At 67.7% G+C, this 16755-nt stretch carries 14 protein-coding genes and 1 pseudogene; 9 read left to right on the top strand and 6 right to left on the bottom strand.

The genetic code is table 11. The annotated features are described in order from the left end of the window. Positions 1-21: 21 nt before the first annotated feature. The 4 genes from SSKA14_RS17525 (at position 22) to SSKA14_RS17510 (ending at position 4972) form a co-directional block, all read left to right on the top strand. On the top strand, positions 22-1686 hold the full coding sequence (locus SSKA14_RS17525; protein WP_040008309.1) for a GGDEF domain-containing protein: 1665 nt from the start codon (positions 22-24) through the stop codon (positions 1684-1686). Between the two features lie 34 nt (positions 1687-1720). Further along, positions 1721-2443 carry a pseudouridine synthase gene (locus SSKA14_RS17520; protein WP_005408708.1) on the top strand — a complete coding sequence of 241 codons (723 nt, stop codon included), beginning with the start codon at positions 1721-1723 and terminating at the stop codon, positions 2441-2443. 134 nt (positions 2444-2577) lie between these two features. Further along, the gene (locus tag SSKA14_RS17515; protein ID WP_008265052.1) at positions 2578-3648 is read left to right on the top strand and encodes a sensor domain-containing diguanylate cyclase; all 1071 of its coding nucleotides are present in this window, start codon (positions 2578-2580) and stop codon (positions 3646-3648) included. Positions 3649-3811: 163 nt separating this feature from the next. After that, positions 3812-4972 (top strand): AAA family ATPase, encoded by a 1161-nt coding sequence (locus SSKA14_RS17510; protein ID WP_008267717.1) that lies wholly within the window; start codon positions 3812-3814, stop codon positions 4970-4972. 60 nt (positions 4973-5032) lie between these two features. On the opposite strand, the gene SSKA14_RS17505 is transcribed toward SSKA14_RS17510, so the two are convergent. The 3 genes from SSKA14_RS17505 to SSKA14_RS17495 are packed head-to-tail and all read right to left on the bottom strand — an operon-like array spanning position 5033 to position 7285. Next, a complete protein-coding gene (locus SSKA14_RS17505) occupies positions 5033-5980 on the bottom strand; it encodes a DMT family transporter (protein WP_008267960.1) in 948 nt (315 codons plus the stop codon). 34 nt (positions 5981-6014) lie between these two features. Beyond that, positions 6015-6845 (bottom strand): DUF72 domain-containing protein, encoded by an 831-nt coding sequence (locus SSKA14_RS17500; protein ID WP_008265315.1) that lies wholly within the window; start codon positions 6843-6845, stop codon positions 6015-6017. Next, complete coding sequence (locus SSKA14_RS17495) at positions 6842-7285, bottom strand: VOC family protein (RefSeq protein ID WP_008267254.1); 444 nt, start codon at positions 7283-7285, stop codon at positions 6842-6844. The genes SSKA14_RS17500 and SSKA14_RS17495 overlap by 4 nt, the downstream gene beginning before the upstream one ends. A 110-nt stretch (positions 7286-7395) precedes the next feature. On the opposite strand from SSKA14_RS17495, the gene SSKA14_RS17490 reads away from it, so the two are divergent. From SSKA14_RS17490 to agp, 3 genes are all read left to right on the top strand, one after another. After that, the gene (locus SSKA14_RS17490) at positions 7396-8964 is read left to right on the top strand and encodes a serine hydrolase (protein ID WP_008267024.1); all 1569 of its coding nucleotides are present in this window, start codon (positions 7396-7398) and stop codon (positions 8962-8964) included. Positions 8965-9114: 150 nt separating this feature from the next. Continuing rightward, positions 9115-10947 (top strand): multidrug efflux ABC transporter SmrA, encoded by a 1833-nt coding sequence (gene smrA / locus SSKA14_RS17485; protein WP_040008305.1) that lies wholly within the window; start codon positions 9115-9117, stop codon positions 10945-10947. Then, positions 10944-12155 (top strand): bifunctional glucose-1-phosphatase/inositol phosphatase, encoded by a 1212-nt coding sequence (gene agp / locus SSKA14_RS17480; RefSeq protein ID WP_008268336.1) that lies wholly within the window; start codon positions 10944-10946, stop codon positions 12153-12155. Before smrA ends, agp begins: the two co-directional genes overlap by 4 nt. Positions 12156-12164: 9 nt before the next feature. Here the strand turns inward: agp and SSKA14_RS17475 are convergent. Next, a pseudogene (locus tag SSKA14_RS17475) lies at positions 12165-13162 on the bottom strand (polysaccharide lyase). Positions 13163-13317: 155 nt separating this feature from the next. After that, positions 13318-15126: a DUF885 domain-containing protein gene (locus tag SSKA14_RS17470; RefSeq protein WP_008264516.1), complete on the bottom strand. Its 1809-nt coding sequence runs from the start codon at positions 15124-15126 to the stop codon at positions 13318-13320. A 112-nt stretch (positions 15127-15238) separates the two neighbouring features. Between SSKA14_RS17470 and SSKA14_RS17465 the strand changes: the two genes are divergently transcribed. Next, positions 15239-15595, top strand: coding sequence for a GFA family protein (locus SSKA14_RS17465; RefSeq protein WP_008265329.1), 357 nt, complete (start codon positions 15239-15241; stop codon positions 15593-15595). Further along, positions 15592-16410: a DUF4349 domain-containing protein gene (locus SSKA14_RS17460; protein WP_040008303.1), complete on the top strand. Its 819-nt coding sequence runs from the start codon at positions 15592-15594 to the stop codon at positions 16408-16410. The genes SSKA14_RS17465 and SSKA14_RS17460 overlap by 4 nt, the downstream gene beginning before the upstream one ends. 41 nt (positions 16411-16451) lie before the next feature. On the opposite strand, the gene SSKA14_RS17455 is transcribed toward SSKA14_RS17460, so the two are convergent. Next, positions 16452-16745 (bottom strand): hypothetical protein, encoded by a 294-nt coding sequence (locus tag SSKA14_RS17455; RefSeq protein ID WP_008266360.1) that lies wholly within the window; start codon positions 16743-16745, stop codon positions 16452-16454. Between the last annotated feature and the right edge of the window lie 10 nt (positions 16746-16755).

Here is a 16755-nt window from a genome sequence, read left to right as displayed (position 1 = left end):
TAAGCAGGAACAGGACGTGGCGTGGGCAGCAGGCAGTGGCGGTATGGAACAGGAGTGGTGCTGGCCGTCCTGCTGATGTGGTGGGCGATACCGTGGCCGCTTCAGGCTGCCGAGGCCGCATCGGGCCGCGATTACCTGCTGGTCGGGGGCGCCACCGACGCGCCGACCCCACATCGCGCGTGCACGCCGCAGATGCTGTCCGGTGCCCGCCAGCAGGTGGAAGTGCCCGCGCCGCCCGCGGGGTGGTCGGGCGAGCCACAGGCGCTGGATGTGTTCAACGTCTTCGCCGGCGAGGTCCGGGTCCAGCACGGTGACCGCGAAATCTGCGGCAACATGCACGACGCCCGCACCCGCGATTCGCGCTTCCGCGCAGGCATCGGCCTGGTCGCGGTACCGCCGGCCGGCAGCCACGCGCCATTCCTGGTCTCCTGGCAGACGCCGCTGAAGGCGCGCTGGGTTCCGACCCTGCGGCTGGGCGCGCCCAGCCCGGTGCAGCAGAACGACACCGCCCGCCTGCTGGTGCGTGCCGCCTGCATCGCCGTGGCCATCGCCTTGGCGCTGTCGGCGTTGATGGCGTTCCTGACCACGCGCGACCGCAGTTTCCTGGTCTACATCGCCGGCACCACCGTGCTGGTGCTGTGGCAGGCGATCCTCGGTGGCCTCAGCGGCTATCCGGAGCCCTGGCTGCCGGTGGGCGAGCGCGGCGCCTGGTGGCTGCTTTCGCTGACCGCGGCCACCCAGGCACTGGTGCTGCCGGCGCTGTGGCGGCTGAACGGCGGCGACCGCGCGCTGCCCCGTTCGCGGCCCCTGCAGGCGATCGTGCTGTGGGGGCTGCTGGCACTGGCCGTGCTGGTGCCGTGGCTGCGCTGGGGCCAGCTGGACTGGGTCGCACAGGGCCTGCAGGTGACCTATCTGCTGGGGTGTGGCCTGGCGTTGCTGGCCGGTGTCTGGGCGCGCTGGCGCGGCGACCGCTGGGCGCAGGCCGGGCTGGCCGCGCTGGCGCCGATGCTGGTACTGATCATCGCCGACGCCAGTGCAGCCGAATGGTTGCTGGAGTACCGGGTGGAGGCGCTGCAGCTGGCGGTGACTTGGCTGCTGATGATGGCCGCCTACGCCATGAACCAACGGCTCGGGCGGCTGCGCCAGCAGCGTGATGAACTGCGCCAGCTGGCCGAGACCGATGGCCTGACCGGGCTGCCCAACCGGCGTGCGGGGCTGCAGCAGCTGGCCCGTCACCTGGCACAGGTTGACCGCGAGCGCGGCCCGCTGGTGATCGGCTTCCTCGACATCGACCTGTTCAAGGACATCAACGATCGCCACGGCCACGCGGTGGGTGACCAGGTGCTGGTCGCGGTCGCGCGCGCCCTGCGCGCGGCGGTGCGCAGCCAGGACGAAGTGGTGCGGATGGGCGGCGAGGAGTTCCTGCTGCTGATGCCGGGCATGCCGCGCGAAGCCGCGTCGGCGCGGCTGGACCGCCTGCGCCAGCGCATCACCGAGGCCGGTCAGGCACTGCAGGTACCGGGGCTGGAAGTGACCGCCAGCATTGGACTGGCGCAATGGCGACCGGGCGAGGACGATATGGCCGGGCTGCTGCGGCGGGCCGACCATGCCATGTACGTGGCCAAGCGCGCCGGCCGCAACCGGGTCTTCGACGGCGAAGCGCTTGATCCGGCTGCACCGGCATGAAGCGCGGCGGGCGGCGATGCCGGATAATAGGGCGATGACCACCCGACTCAACAAACATATCGCCGACACCGGCTTCTGCTCCCGCCGCGAGGCCGATCGCCTGATCGCCGCCCGCCGCGTCACCGTCAACGGCCATCCGGCCGGCACCGGCGCGGTGGTGGGCGAGGAAGACCAGGTGCTGGTCGACGGCCAGCCGCTGCGCGCGCGCGTCGCCCGCAAGCCCGGCGCCCGCCGCCACGTCTACATCGCGCTGAACAAGCCGGTGGGCGTCACCTGCACCACCGAAACATCGGTCAAGGGCAACATCGTCGACTTCGTGGGCCACGAGCAGCGCATCTTCCCGATCGGCCGCCTGGACAAGGAGTCGGAAGGACTGATCCTGATGACCAGCAACGGCGACATCGTCAACCAGATCCTGCGTGCCGAGAACGGGCACCAGAAGGAATACCTGGTGGCGGTGAACAAGCCGGTCACCGACGAGTTCCTGCGGGGCATGGCGCGCGGCGTGCGCATCCACGACCAGATGACGCTGCCATGCAAGACCTCGCGGATCGCCAAGTTCGGCTTCCGCATCACCCTGCAGCAGGGCCTGAACCGGCAGATCCGCCTGATGGCGGCCGAGTTCGGCTACCGCGTGACCCAGCTGCGCCGCGTGCGCATCGACAACATCAAGATCGGTGCGCTGAAGCCGGGCCAGTGGCGCAACCTGACCGAGCAGGAGCTGCAGGGCCTGCTGCCGAAGCAGCTGGACTGGTAGGGCCGGCCGCTCGCCGGCTGCAAGGTGCCTGCAATGTACCCGGGATGCCGGCCCGTGGCCGGCACTACCCGGTGCGCGGATTGCGCGCCCGCATCGGCTAGACTTCGCAGTGACCTGCCGGAACGTGACGCTGCATGATCAAGCCCGACAAGCCTGCCAACGAAGCCCTTCGGCTTGAGGCGCTGTACCGCTACCGCATCCTGGATTCGGAGCGCGAGAAATCCTTCGATGACCTGGTGGTGATCGCCAAGGCGGTCTGCGGTACCTCGATGGCCGCCGTCACCCTGATCGACGTTGAACGGCAGTGGTTCAAATCGATCCAGGGCATTGATGCCGCGGAGAACCTGCGCAGCGAATCGATGTGCGGTCACGCCATCCTGCAGCCGCAACAGATCATGGTGGTCGAGGACGCGCAGCAGGACATCCGCTTCCATGACAATCCGGTGGTGACCGGCGATCCGCATGTCCGCTTCTACGCGGGTGCGCCCCTGATCAGTTCCGACGGCCTGCCGCTGGGTACGCTGTGCGTGTTCGACGCGCATCCGCAGCGCCTGGCCAGTGACAAGGCCGAGGCCTTGGCCGCGCTGTCGCGGCAGGTGATGCTGGTGATGGAACTGCGCCGTTTCGCGCTCGACATCCAGAAGCACATGCTGGAACGCGACGATTACGAGCGACTGCTGTCGGAGTACCAGGACGTGCTGCTGGCCCAGAATGCCGATCTGGCCGAACAGAGCCGCACCGATGCGCTGACCGGCCTGCCCAACCGGCGCGCGATGGCGGCGGCGCTGGAAGAGGCCGTGGCGATGAACGGCGCGCAGCCTGGTGCAGCCTGTGTCGCTCTGCTGGACATCGACCATTTCAAGCACATCAACGACTTCCAGGGCCATGCCACCGGCGACCGGGTGCTGGCCGAGCTGGGCACGCTGCTGCGCACGCACTTCGCCGGTCGCGGCATGGCCGCGCGCTACGGTGGCGAGGAGTTTGTCGCGGTGATGCCGGCCACCGACCTGCGCGCGGCCGAACGGCAATGCGAGTTCCTGCGCCTGGCGGTAGCCGAGCTGCCGCTCGGTTTCCCGGTGACCATCAGCATCGGCGTTGCCCAGCACCAGTCCGGCGAAAGCGTGGACCAGATGCTGGCACGCGCCGACAAGGCGCTGTACCGCGCCAAGGGCAACGGCCGCAACCGGGTGGAACTGGCGGGCTGAAACACCGGCAACTCGCGCGCTGAACGCATGCGATGCGTGGTGATTCGATCCCGTTCCAGTAGATCCACGCCATGCGTGGATGCTCTCCCCGATTCACATCGTGTCGCAGCTCGTGCGATCAGAACCGGCCAGCATGGCGGTCCTGTTTCCACGGACATCGAGCATGCTGCAGACCCTGGCCATTGCGCACTATCGCTCGCTGCATGGGCTGGTGCTGCCGCTGCAGCAATTGAATGTGGTCACCGGCGACAACGGTAGTGGCAAATCCAGCCTGTATCGCGCGCTGCGCCTGCTGGCGGAAACCGCACAGGGCGGCGTTGCGGCGGTGCTGGCCCGTGAAGGTGGACTCGGCTCGGCGCTGTGGGCCGGCCCGGAATTCCTTGATCGGCGGGTCATGGCCGGCGAGATTCCGCTGCAGGGCGGCCCCCGGCAGGCCTCTGTGGGCCTGAAACTGGGATTTGCCACCGACCAATTCGGCTACGCCATCGATCTGGGTTACCCGCCGCCCAGTCGTTCGGCGTTCGCACTGGACCCGCAGATCAAGGCCGAGGCGATCTGGGCCGGGCCGTTCCTGCGCAGCGCCAACCTGCTGGTCGATCGCCGCGGGGCGAGGGTGCGGCAACGCCATGCGCGCGGTTGGGATCTGATCGATGACCGCTTGTCGCTGTTCGACAGCCTGTTCACCCAGGTCGGTGATCCGCAGCGCATGCCGGAAGCCATCGCCCTGCGTGAGTACATCCGTCGCTGGCGCTTCTATGATCACTTCCGCAGCGATGCCGATGCGCCGGCGCGACAACCGGCGATGGCCACGCGCACGCCGGTGCTGCATCACGACGGCCGCGATCTGGCCGCGGCCTGGGTCACCATCCTCGAGATCGGAGATCCGGTCGGGTTGGCACGCAGCGTTGAGGATGCCTTCCCGGGTGCCTCGGTGGGCTTCGAGGAGCTGGACGGTCGGCTGGCCCTGCGCTTCCACCAGCCCGGCCTGCTGCGGCCGTTGTCGATGGCGGAACTGTCCGATGGCACCCTGCGCTTCCTGCTGCTGGCCGCCGCCCTGCACACGCCACGGCCGCCGCCGCTGCTGGTGCTGAACGAGCCGGAGACCAGCCTGCATCCGGACCTGCTGCCGGCACTGGCACGGCTGATCATTGCCGCCAGTGCGCGCAGCCAGGTATGGGTGGTGTCACACGCCAGCCGACTGATCGCGGCGCTGGAACAGGCGCCGGGGTGCCATTCGCTGCACCTGCACAAGGAACACGGGCGCACGCTGCTGAGCGGGCAGGGCCTGCTGGACGTCCCGCCCTGGCACTGGCCGCAGCGTTGATACGGCCATCCACGCCCGGTAGATCCACGCCCGGTAGATCCACGCCATGCGTGGATGCACTCAATCGGCGATGTTGCGTGCTTCCGCCGTACCGAGAATCTCCGGGTGCTGCACCGGCTTGCGTCGGTTCAGCAGCGGGTGCAGGAACACCGCGCCGACGATGATCGCCACGCCCAGGTAGAACCACGGGGTGACCTCGTGCTGCTCGCGCAGCAGCACTACCGCCAGCAGCACGGCATAGACCGGTTCCAGGTTGGTCACCAGCTGCACCGTGTAGGCGCTCAGGTGGCGCAGTGCGACCAGCGCCAGCGCGAATGGCAGCAGCGTGCAGAAGCCGGCCAGCACCAGCAGCAGGATGCCGTCGTGCAGGTCCGGGACGATCCACAGCGGGCTGGCCAGTGCTGGCAGCAGGTACGGCATCAGCGGTGCCAGCAGGGTCAGGGTGAGGGTGCCTGCACCCAGCTCCAGCGCGGTGACTGTCAGCGGATCGGCGTGGCTGACCATGCGTTTGTTGAGCGAGCCGAACACCGCCACCAGCAGTGCCGAAACTGCGCCGATCAACACACCCAGGCGCATGCCGTCGGGTACGCCACCGACCACCAGCGCAACACCGGGCAGCACGGCCAGGCCGAAGGCGAGTTCGCGCAGCTGGAACGGCCGCTTGGCCACCCACGGTTCGATGATCGAGGTGAACACTGGTGCCAGCGCGATGCAGGTGGCGGCCACCGACGCATTGGCCAGCTTCACCGCGCCATAGAAGGTAAGCCAATGCAGGGCGACCAGCGCACCGATGCCGGCATAACCGGCCACCAGTCGCAAGGGCAGGGTGCGCAACCCGCGCCAGACCCGCGGCAGCAGGGCCAGCATTGCCGTCACCAGCAGCATGCGCCACCACACCAAAGGCAGCGCGGGCAGGGTGATCAGCTTGCCGAGGATGGCGGTGACGCCCCATAGCAGGACACAGAAATGGATCTGCCAGAGTGCTTTGCGGGTGTCGGGTGTGCTCATCCGCCTATTGTGAGGCAAGGCGATGGCCGTAGTGCTATTCGTCCACGCGATTGCCGTTGGCGTCGACCCGCCGCTGCAACGCCATCGCCGCCGCCGGATTGCGTGCCTTGCCCGCGCCGATGCACAGCAGGTAGACCTCGCGAGGCCTGGCCGGGGGCGGTTCGGCCAGGCAGGGCAGGTCGTCCACGGGCTCGCCTTGTGACCAGCGTCGTGCGCGTTCGGCCCAGCGTTGTTGCACCGGCGCTGGCAGGCCCTCCTTCAAGCGGGCCTGGCTGCGCTTGATCCGCGCGTAGACGAAGCCGGCACTGACATCACCGTGCAACGGCGCCTCGTCGCTGTCCTCGATCACCAGGGCCACCTCATGGCGCCGGGCGGCGGCAACCAGCGCCGGACCGTGCACCGCTGCGTTGCGCACTTCCAGCGCGTGCTGCAGCGGCACACCATCCAGCTGCTTCGGCAGCTGTGCCATCAGCGCGTCCAGTGCATCGGCATCGGCCGGATGGCGCGGATCGAACTGCCACAGCAACGGACCGAGCCGGTCGCCAAGCGCGAGCGCTGCCTGCAGGAATGGGGCGGCGGCCTCCACCGTGCTGGACAGGTCGCGGCGCTGCACCAGGTAGCGTGGTGCCTTCATCGAGAAACGGAAGTCCGGCGGCGTCTGCGCCGCCCATTGCGCACATTGGGCCGGCGTGGGCGTGCGGTAGAAGGTGCCGTTGATCTCGATGCAGCGCAATGCACGGCTGGCATGCGCAAGTTCTTCGCGCTGCGCAAGCCCTGCCGGATAGAACGTGCCGCCGCGCCATTCGGGGAACACCCAGCCACCGATGCCGCAGCGGATGGCCGCCTGGCGGGAAGCGGCCGTCACTGGCCGTGGTCCGCGCGCCACGGGTCGTAGCTGCCGAACCACCACAGGTAGCCTTCCGGGTCGGCGCAGGCGTAGCCGCGGCCACCGTAATCCTGGTCGGCGATGTCGATGACGATGCGCGCTCCGGCGGCCTTGGCGCGGGCGTAGTGCGCATCGGCATCGCTGACGATCACGCACGCGCTCTGGGTCTGGCGGCCGCCGACCTCGTCAGGCATGGCGGTGTGCTCGGTCCACGCACTCTGGTTGCTGGCCGAGCCGAGCATGATCATGCCGTGGCCGAAGGTCAGCTGCGCATGGAACACGGTCTCGCCGTCGGCATAGACGGCCTGGGCGTGGAAGCCGAAGGCGCGCTGCAGCCAGTCGATGGCAGCCAGCGCGTCGCGGTAGCGCAGGCACGGAATGATGGTGGAGCCGTTGCCCGGCTGGCTGTTCTCGCCCATGACACCCCTCCTATGGCACAGGGCATGGTGCGCCGTTGACCGTTACCATTCCGCGAAACCCCGGTGACGGCCTGCACATGGCCGCGACCCCTGTTCGGAGATGGTGCTGGATGAAAACCTGGATTGGAGGCGCCGTGCTGCTGGCCTGCACGACCATGGCGAGCGCGTCGACCCCGACGCCGCTGCAGGATCTGGATGCGACGGTCGAGCGCGTGCGCGCGCAGTTCGACGTGCCCGGCATTGCCGTGGCCGTGGTCAAGGATGGTCAGGTGGTGCTGGAACGCGGCTGGGGCGTGCGCGAGCAGGGCAAGCCGGAGCCGGTGCAGGCCGACACGCTGTTCGCCATTGCGTCCAACACCAAGGCGTTCACTGCCACTTCGCTGAACCTGCTGGCCGAAGACGGCAAGCTGAAGATGGACGACAAGGTGATCGACCACCTGCCGTCGTTCCGCATGTCCGACCCGTTCGTGACCGGACAGATGACGATCCGCGACCTGCTCTCGCACCGCAGTGGCCTGAGCCTGGGCGCCGGAGACCTGCTGTTCTGGCCGACCACGTCCTACAGCAACGCCGAAGTGGTGCAGCGGCTGGGCCAGGTGCCGCTGAAGGGCGGTTTCCGCGAAAGCTATGCCTACGACAACATCCTGTACGCGGTGGCCCAGCAGGTGATCGAGCACGTCTCGGGCATGAGCTACCAGCAGTTCCTGCAGACCCGCATCTTCGACAAGGTCGGCATGGCCGGCACGCGCTACAACGCCGATCACCTGAAGCCGGGCGACACGGCGGCGGTCGGCCACGCCAAGTACGATTTCAAGGACCTGCGCACCGTTGCGCCACTGACCTGGTCGAACAATGCCGGCGCCGGAGGCATCTATTCCAGCGTGCACGACATGGCGCGCTGGATGCAGGTGCAGCTGGCCGAAGGCAAGCTGGCCGATGGCTCGCCATTGTTCACCGAGAAGAGCCAGCAGCAGATGTGGCGGATGATCACGCCGCAGTCGATCCCGGCACCAAGCGTGCCGGAGCTGGCCCCGGCGCGGGCCAACTTTGCCGGCTATGGCGAAGGCTGGAGCCTGAGCGATTACCGCGGCCAGAAGCTGGTCTGGCACACCGGTGGCTGGCCGGGCATGGTCTCGCGGCTGACCCTGGTGCCGGGCGAGAAGCTGGGCGTGGTAGTGCTGACCAACCAGGAAGTGGGTGCGGCGTTCAACGCGATCACCCTGAGCGTGCTCGATGCCTATCTGGGCGGGGAGAAGCACGACTGGGTCGATGCCTACGCCAAGGCCGTGGCCAAGGGCCAGGACAAGGCGGATGAAGCCTGGGCCAAGCACCAGGCCGCGCGGGACAAGCGCAGCACGCCGTCGCTGGCGCTGGCCGGCTACACCGGGACGTTCCGCGACCGCTGGTATGGCGACATGCAGGTCAGCAGCGAGGGCAAGGGCCTGCGCCTGCGCTTCATGAAGACCGCGCAGCTGAGCGGTCGCCTGGAGCACTGGCAGCACGACACCTTCATCGTGCGCTGGGATGATCGCTCGCTCAACGCCGACGCGTTCGTGAACTTCACCCTGGACCCGGACGGCAAGGTACGCGACGTGCGCATGCAGCCGATCTCCGACCTGACCGATTTCAGCTTCGATTTCCAGGACCTGCTGTTCACCCCGGTCAAGGAACAAGGGTAGTGCCGGCCGCTGGCCGGCAACCTCGCGACGTTTCCGCAGATCATGAGCTTGCCGGCCAGCGGCCGGCACTACCGGAGCGGTGGCGATCATCGGCTGGCGTACACATCCATCGTGGGATACTCCGCCGCTTGCAAGAGGCGAGGGAATGCAATGTTCCGTTGGTTTGAATCCCTGATTCCAGTGTTCCCGCCCGTGGACGGGCGGATGCCACCGCGCAAGGTGCTGCCGTTCTACCTGCACTACCTGCGCCCGGTGTGGCCGGTGCTGCTGGCCACGCTCATTGCCGGCCTGCTGCTGGCGCTGGTGGAAGTGGCAATGTTCGATTACCTGGGCCGCATCGTCGACATGGTCGCCGAGCAGCCCGGTGCCGATTTCTTCAAGCGCCACGCCAATGAACTGGGCTGGATGCTGTTCATCACGGTCATCGCGCGGCCGATCCTGGTCGGCCTGCACAACCTGCTGGTCAACCAGGCCATCGTGCCGGGCCTGAGCAACCGATCGCGCTGGCTGATGCACAACTACGTGGTGCGGCAGAGCCTGAGCTTCTTCCAGAACGACTTTGCCGGCAGCGTCGCCAACCGGGTGATGCAGACCGGCACCTCGCTGCGCGAGTCGGCGGTGCAGATGGTCGATTCGCTCTGGTACATCGTGGTCTACACCGGCACCGCGCTGTACCTGTTCGCGCAGGCCGACTGGCGGCTGATGTTGCCGTTGATCCTGTGGCTGCTGGCCTACGCGGTCATCCTGGCCTACTTTGTGCCGCGCGCGAAGGAACGGGCCTGGATCGCTTCCGAAGCGCGCTCCAAGGCAATGGGCCGCATCGTCGATGGCTACACCAACATCCCCACGCTGAAGCTGTTCGCCCATGGTGGGCGCGAGCAGGCCTACGTGGCCGAGTCGATCCAGGAACTGGCGGTCAAGCACCGCGCACAGACCCGCATCACCACCGGCATGGACCTGACCATCGCCATCGTCAACGGCTTCCTGATTGCCGGTACCTGCGGGCTGGCGCTGTGGCTGTGGAACGGCGGCCACATCACGGTCGGCGCGATCACCCTGGCCACCGGCCTGGTGATCCGCATCCACAACATGTCCGGCTGGATCATGTGGACCATCAACGGCATCTTCGAGGACATCGGCACGGTGCAGGATGGCATCACCACCATCGCCCAGCCGCTGACCGTGCAGGACCGCGAGGATGCGGTGCCGCTGCAGGTGACCCGCGGCGGCGTGCATTTCCAGGACATCCACTTCCACTATGGCAAGAAGGGTGGCGTGATCGCCGGCCTGGACCTGGTGGTGAAGCCGGGCGAGAAGATCGGCCTGGTCGGCCCGTCCGGCGCCGGCAAATCGACCCTGGTCAACGTGCTGCTGCGCCTGTACGACCTGGAAAGCGGCCGCATCCTGATTGATGACCAGGACATTGCGCATGTCACCCAGGAAAGCCTGCGCCAGCAGATCGGCGTGGTCACCCAGGACACCTCGCTGCTGCATCGTTCGATCCGCGACAACCTGCTGTACGGTCGCCCGGACGCCACCGAGGACCAGCTGCGTGCCGCCGTGGCCAAGGCGCGTGCCGAAGCCTTCATCGATACGCTGGTGGACGGGCAGGGCCGTCGAGGCTACGACGCGCATGTCGGCGAGCGTGGCGTGAAGCTGTCCGGTGGCCAGCGCCAGCGCATCGCCATTGCCCGCGTGCTGCTGAAGGACGCACCGATCCTGGTGCTGGACGAGGCGACCTCGGCGCTGGATTCGGAAGTGGAAGCGGCGATCCAGGACAGCCTGGACGAACTGATGGGTGGCAAGACGGTGATCGCGATCGCGCACCGGCTGTCGACCATCGCGCGCATGGACCGGCTGGTGGTGATGGACCAGGGACGCATCGTCGAGACGGGTACCCATGCTGAACTGATTGCGGCCGGCGGCCTGTATGCGCGGTTGTGGGCGCGGCAGACCGGTGGCTTCGTGGCGGCCGATCAGTGATTGCCCTGCTGCTGGCACTCAGCCTGGCGACTCCCGCCGCAATGGCGGCGACAGCGCCGGTGGAAGGCGACCAGCTCGAGCAGGTCGTCCTGCTCAGCCGCCACAACCTGCGCGCGCCGGTGGTGGCCTCCGGCGCTCTCGCCAACGCGACACCGGAAACCTGGCCGCGCTGGGACGTCGCTGCGGGTGAGCTGACCACCAAGGGCGGCGTTCTGGAGGTCTACATGGGCCGCTACATGGGCCAGTGGCTGCGGCAGGCGCAGCTGTTGCCGGTGTCGGATTGCCCGCAGCCGGCCGACTTCCACGCCCATGCCAACAGCCTGCAGCGTACCCAGGCCACCGCGCAGTTTTTCGTTGCCGGCGCTTTCCCGGGCTGCCATGTCACGGTCGAGCAGCGCATGCCGCTGGGCACGATGGACCCGCTGTTCAATCCGGTGATCCACCGCGATGACGCGGCCTTCCGCGAACGCGCGCAGTCGGCGATGCAGCAGGCCTTGGCCGCATCGGATCTGGCGCCGGCACTGGCCGTGGCGGAGGCGATCACCCGCTATCCGCAGTCCGCGGCCTGCGAGGGCCACAGTGACTGCCATCTGACACTGGCCGACACCCGCTTCAGCGCTGAGCCGGGCCAGGAGCCGCGCGTCTCCGGATCAGTGGCGTTGGCCAACGGGCTGGTCGATGCCCTGCTGATGGAGCACTACCAGGGAAGTGGCATTCCGCGCGAAGGCTGGGGCCGGTTGAATACGGAGGCGCAATGGCAGGCACTGGCGCAGATCCGCAACCGCTACCAGGACATCCTGTTCGGAACACCCGAGGTGGCACGGGATGTGGCCGGGCCGCTGCTGGAACGATTGGGCGCGTTGTTCGAAGATCCGGCCTCGCCGAAGGTGATGCTGCTGGTTGGCCACGATTCCAACATCGGTTCCGTGCTGCCGGCGCTGGGAATCAGCGACTACACGCTGCCGGGGCAGTACGAGAAGACACCGATCGGTGGCCTGCTGCAGTTCGAGCGCTGGCGTGACCGCCACAGCGGCGTGGAGCGTATCCGCCTGGCTTACGTCTACCCGACCAGCGCGCAGCTGCGTGATGCGCAGTCGCTGACCGAGGCGCAGCCGCCGGGCCGTGTCGCGCTGCGTGTGCCGGGTTGCGCGGCACAGGGCTGCACCGTCGCCGAATTCCACCGTCTGCTGCATCCGGCAGCCCGCTGAGCCACGCCGCTAACGCAGCGGCGCGCGCACGATGCCGTGCGTGGCCATCAGGGTGAGGTCGCCCCCCAGCCGCGGCGAGTGGAACGGCCCGCGTGCGTGCGCCGCGTCGAACAGGCCACCATCGGGTGAGCGCAACCGGTAGAACTCGACCCAGCCGCTGGCCTGCAGCGGCAGCTGTGCAACGCCGGTCTGCTGGTTGAACCACGCGGGGTCCTTGCTGCCTTCGATGACGCGTCGGGCAAGGCGGTCGATGGCGTGATCCCGGCTGGCGTACCAGTCCTGGCTGCGCAGCCGCGCCAGTTCGGCCATCATCACCAGTGGCGCCAGCGCGTAGTCGTGGTAATGCAGGGCGCGTTGCCCGCGCGCCATTTCCAGCGGCAGGCTGCCATCGTCCTGGATGTCATCGATGCCCTTCTGGAAGGCGGCGTGGCCGGCCTGCCACAGGGCGTCGTCATCGGTGGCCAGACCGGTGGCCAGCACGCCCAGGCCCCCCAATAGTAGTGGTTGTTGCGGCGCCGTTTCGGATTGTCCCAGTACGCCAGGTTGGCGCGCGCCAGCTGCTGCAGCCACGGATCGATGCGCGCGCGCTGCTGCGGGCCTGCCTGGTCGTGCACCTTCAGGTAGGCCATGGCCACCGCATCAAGCATCCACTGCCGCATGTAGAACGACTGATCGTTGTTGACCCGGATCATCTGCCCGAGCATCGCGCCATCCTTCGCCCAGGCGCCGAGCCAGGCGAGCGTGCACTGCGCGGCGGCCGGGTCACCGTCGCGCAGGTAGTCGTCGCTCATGCGCGCCACGTCGGCGGCATAGCGGTCCAGCGGGGCGGTGGCATCGTGATTCTGCTGGTGCAATACCGGATCGATCACCGAGCCGGCCTTGTCGGTGTAGTAGCCCAGGGCGCGGATGTCGGGTTGCCCGGCCGGCGGCGACGGGCAGGCAGCGAACGTGCAGGCGCTGGCCAGCAGCGTGGGCAGCAGTGCAAGACGGAGCAGAGGAATCGACATGGAAACCGGTGGAAGGGGGAGCCGGACGAACGATGCGCCCGGGCATGTTGCCGGTGCGTGATGCAATCACGCCTTCCTCCACCGCATGCAGACACCGCATGTAGAAACGGCCCGGGTTTGCCCGGGCCGTTCTGGTTCACTTCAGACCGCTCCGATCACTCGATCGGCTGGTCCAGCATCAGCTGGCGGGCAAAGCGCACCGGCGGTGCGCCGTAGGACAGCACCTGGTCGTGGTACGCCTTCAGGTTGAACTTGTCGCCCAGCTTTTCCTGCACCGCCTTGCGCGTATCGAAGTGTTCCTGCGCACCGACGAAGTAGGTCGGCAGCTGCGCCGAGGTCAGCTGTGCACGCACCCACTTGCCGGCCGCTTCGCTTTCCTGCTGGAACGCGTCGTGGGTCATCAGGTGCATCGCCTTTTCGCGATCCCAGTTGTCCACGTGCACGCCCTGGTCGAGGATCGCGTTGGAGATCGTGCGCAGGTAGAACTTCAGCTGCACCAGGTGGAACAGCGGGTCGTTGTTGAGGTAACCCTGCTCCTGCATCATGCGCTCGGTGTAGACCGCCCAGCCTTCGGCGAACAGGCCCGAACGCAGCACCGCGCGCAGGGTGGAGGGGAACTTGGCCGAGTGCCAGCCCTCCAGGTAGTGGCCCGGGGTGCCTTCGTGGATGCTCAGCAGGTGGATCATGCGCGAGTTGTACTCACGCAGGAACGAGTCGACCTGCTTTTCGCTCCAGTCGTCCGGAATCGGCGACACGGCGTAGAAGGTCTTCAGGTTCTTGTCCAGCGGGCCCGGCGAATCGCAGTAGGCCACGGCCACGCCACGCTGGAATTCCGGCATCAGGATGATGTCCACCGGCGCGTCGGGCAGGGTCACCAGGTCGTGTTCGCGCACGAACGCGGTGGACTGCTCCAGCGCGGCCTTGGCATCGTCAACCACCTTGTCGCGTGCCGGCTTGTCGGCGTAGGCCAGCTCCAGCGCGGCTTCGATCGCCTTCTGCTGCTGTTCGTCGGTCGGCTGGGCCGGCATCTCCGGCGCACCCGGCTTGTCTTTCAGCACGGTCTGCGCGATGCCATACATGTCTTCGCGCACGCGCTTGAGTTCGGCGCGCGCGCGCTCACCGATCTCCTGGCGCGACAGCGACGAACTCAGCGCGAACTTCAGCTTCTGGTCGTACTTTTCCGCACCGATGCGGAAATCGCCCTTGGCGTTCGGCACCAGGGTCTTGTCCAGCCAGGTCTGCTGCTCGTCCACTGCCTTCTTCAGGCCGTCGATGGCGGCCTGCAGGCGCTGCTGGTCGGCCTGCGGCAGTTCACCGATGTGCGGGGTGATGAAGGTATCGACGATGCTGAGGATGCCCTTGTTCTGCTTGGCGACCGTCTCGGCGTGGATCTTCGGCACGCGGGCCGGGTCCAGGTTCTCGCGGGCCTGGGCGAAGATCGCCGGCAGCTTTTCCATGCGCGCGGTGGCCGACTTCAGGCGCTCCGGCAGCGGCGCGAACTCGCGTGCCATCAGGCCATAGATCGCGCTGCCGGCAATGCCGTTGTACAGCTGCGGGTCCCACTTGCCGGACTGCAGTACTTCGGCATTCCAGATTTCCGACTGCAGCTGGTTGCGCAGGATCGCCGCGTCCACCTGGTTCTCGCGGCCCAGCTTGGCCACCTCGATCTTGTCCAGCTCGCCCAGCAGCACCTTGTAGGCGGCCACGGTCTTCTGCTGGCCGGCAGCGCTCAGGTCGTCCAGCTCGCTGTCGTAGCGATGGTCGCCGATCTGGGTGGCGCTGACCGGCGACAGCTGCATCCAGGTGTCCAGGGCGCGCTTGGACAGATCGGCGAAGGCGGCATCGACGGCGGCGTCACCGGCCTGCTGGCTGGCGGCCGGGGTCGAACCGGTGGTCGGGGCGTCGGCCGGCTGGCAGCCGGCCAGGGCAGCGACCAGGGCGAGGGCAAGAAGATGCGGGCGCATCGGCGTTCCTGTACAGGGTCAAACCCCGAGCATAGGCCGCTGGGGCTGCTTTGTCCCCGTGCCATAGGATTACCATGGGCGCCGACAAGGACTCTCCAGCGGAGCGCAGGACATGGAATACCAGGGAAGCTGCCATTGCGGCAGGATCGCATTCACCGTGCAGGCCGAAACGCCGATCAGCGATGTCATCGACTGCAACTGCTCGATGTGCCGACGCCGCGGCGGCCTGTTGTGGTTCGCCCCGCGCGAGGCATTCCAGCTGACCACCGACCCGGCTGACGTGGCCACCTACCACTTCAACAAGGCGCACATCGACCACCACCATTGCCGCGAATGCGGCATCGCGCCCTACAGCGAAGCAGTGGATCCGCGTACCGGCGCGCCGATGGTGGCGGTGAACGTGCGCTGCGTACCGCAGGTGGAACTGGCCACGCTGGCGGTGATGTCCTACGACGGAGCTGCGCTTTGAGGCCGCTGCGTGCGTGGACGCGCACTGCGGCGATGCCGGTCCTGCTGCTGGCGCTGGCTGCCTGCGCCCAGAGTGGCCAGCGGGCGGCGGAAGCAGGCGCCAGTGTGGCCGACGCCGCCGTTGCTTCGCCGGAAGGTGCATTCCTCGCCTACGAGCATGACGTGCAGGTACAGCTGGACGCGGCGCAGATCGCGCCCCGCATCCGGCAGATCGCCCAGGCCTGCCAGAGCGCGACGTTCGGCGACTGTGCGGTGCTGCAGGTCGACCAGCGCAGTGGCGAGCAGCCCAGTGGTGAGGTCAAGGTGCGTATCGCGCCCAAGGGTACCGAGCCGTTGATCGCCATGGCCGGCGAGGGCGGCACGCTGCAGTCACGCAGTACGCGCGCCGAGGACCTCGCGCAGCAGGTGGCCGACACCGCGCTGACCAGGGCGCGGCTGGAGAAGGAGCATGCGCGGCTGCTGTCCTACCAGGACCGCAAGGATCTGAAGGTCGAGGACCTGATGGCGATCACCACGCGCCTGTCGGAGATCGAGGCCGGCGTCGAGCAGGCCAACAAGGAGGCCGCACAGCAGCGCCGCCGCATCGATACCCAGCTGGTGACGCTCCATTTCGATACCACCTCCGGCCAGCGCAGCCGCAGTGAGATCGGCGAAGCCCTGAGTGAATCGGGCAGCATCCTCAGCACCAGCGTTGCGTTCCTGATCCGTGCCGCCGCCGCGTTGCTGCCGGTGGGCGTGCTGGCATTGATCGCCGCCTGGGCCGTGCGCGCGTGGTTGCGCCGCCGTCGTCGCCGCAAGCTGCCGCCCACTTCCTGATCCGTTCGCGGGGTGCCGGCCCTTGGCCGGCACTGCGGCTATCAGCCTTCGTCGGTTTCGTATTCGACGAACACGTCCAGCTCGAGTGCCAGTTCCTGCACCGCATCGCGCACCTTCTGCGCGGTGCTTTCATTGCCGACTTCCACTTCCAGTTCATGGATGCCCGGGCCGATGTCATCGGACAGCCCGGCCGAGCTGGAGTCGTCGTCGTCCATGTGCTGCATCAGGTCGTCGGTTTCCTCGACGTGTTCGATGCCCTCCAGGCCGAGCAGCAGATCGCTGATGGCGCGGGCGTCGTCTTCGGTTCCGGTGATGCGCAGTCGCAGCATGGCCATGGCATAGGTA

The sequence above is a fragment of the Stenotrophomonas sp. SKA14 genome, from assembly GCF_000158575.1.
GTDB lineage: Bacteria > Pseudomonadota > Gammaproteobacteria > Xanthomonadales > Xanthomonadaceae > Stenotrophomonas > Stenotrophomonas forensis.
Note: the sequence above shows the minus strand (reverse complement) of the source record. Positions and strands in the feature narration are given on the sequence as shown.

Bases quoted from the DNA above. Each gene is read 5' to 3' on its own strand.
- SSKA14_RS17505 (WP_008267960.1), bottom strand. From the start codon at position 5,980: ATGAGCACACCCGACACCCGCAAAGCACTCTGGCAGATCCATTTCTGT.
- SSKA14_RS17470 (WP_008264516.1), bottom strand. From the start codon at position 15,126: ATGCGCCCGCATCTTCTTGCCCTCGCCCTGGTCGCTGCCCTGGCCGGC.
- SSKA14_RS17510 (WP_008267717.1), top strand. From the start codon at position 3,812: ATGCTGCAGACCCTGGCCATTGCGCACTATCGCTCGCTGCATGGGCTG.
- SSKA14_RS17495 (WP_008267254.1), bottom strand. From the start codon at position 7,285: ATGGGCGAGAACAGCCAGCCGGGCAACGGCTCCACCATCATTCCGTGC.
- SSKA14_RS17515 (WP_008265052.1), top strand. From the start codon at position 2,578: ATGATCAAGCCCGACAAGCCTGCCAACGAAGCCCTTCGGCTTGAGGCG.
- SSKA14_RS17465 (WP_008265329.1), top strand. From the start codon at position 15,239: ATGGAATACCAGGGAAGCTGCCATTGCGGCAGGATCGCATTCACCGTG.
- SSKA14_RS17520 (WP_005408708.1), top strand. From the start codon at position 1,721: ATGACCACCCGACTCAACAAACATATCGCCGACACCGGCTTCTGCTCC.
- smrA (WP_040008305.1), top strand. From the start codon at position 9,115: ATGTTCCGTTGGTTTGAATCCCTGATTCCAGTGTTCCCGCCCGTGGAC.
- SSKA14_RS17455 (WP_008266360.1), bottom strand. From the start codon at position 16,745: ATGGCCATGCTGCGACTGCGCATCACCGGAACCGAAGACGACGCCCGC.
- SSKA14_RS17490 (WP_008267024.1), top strand. From the start codon at position 7,396: ATGAAAACCTGGATTGGAGGCGCCGTGCTGCTGGCCTGCACGACCATG.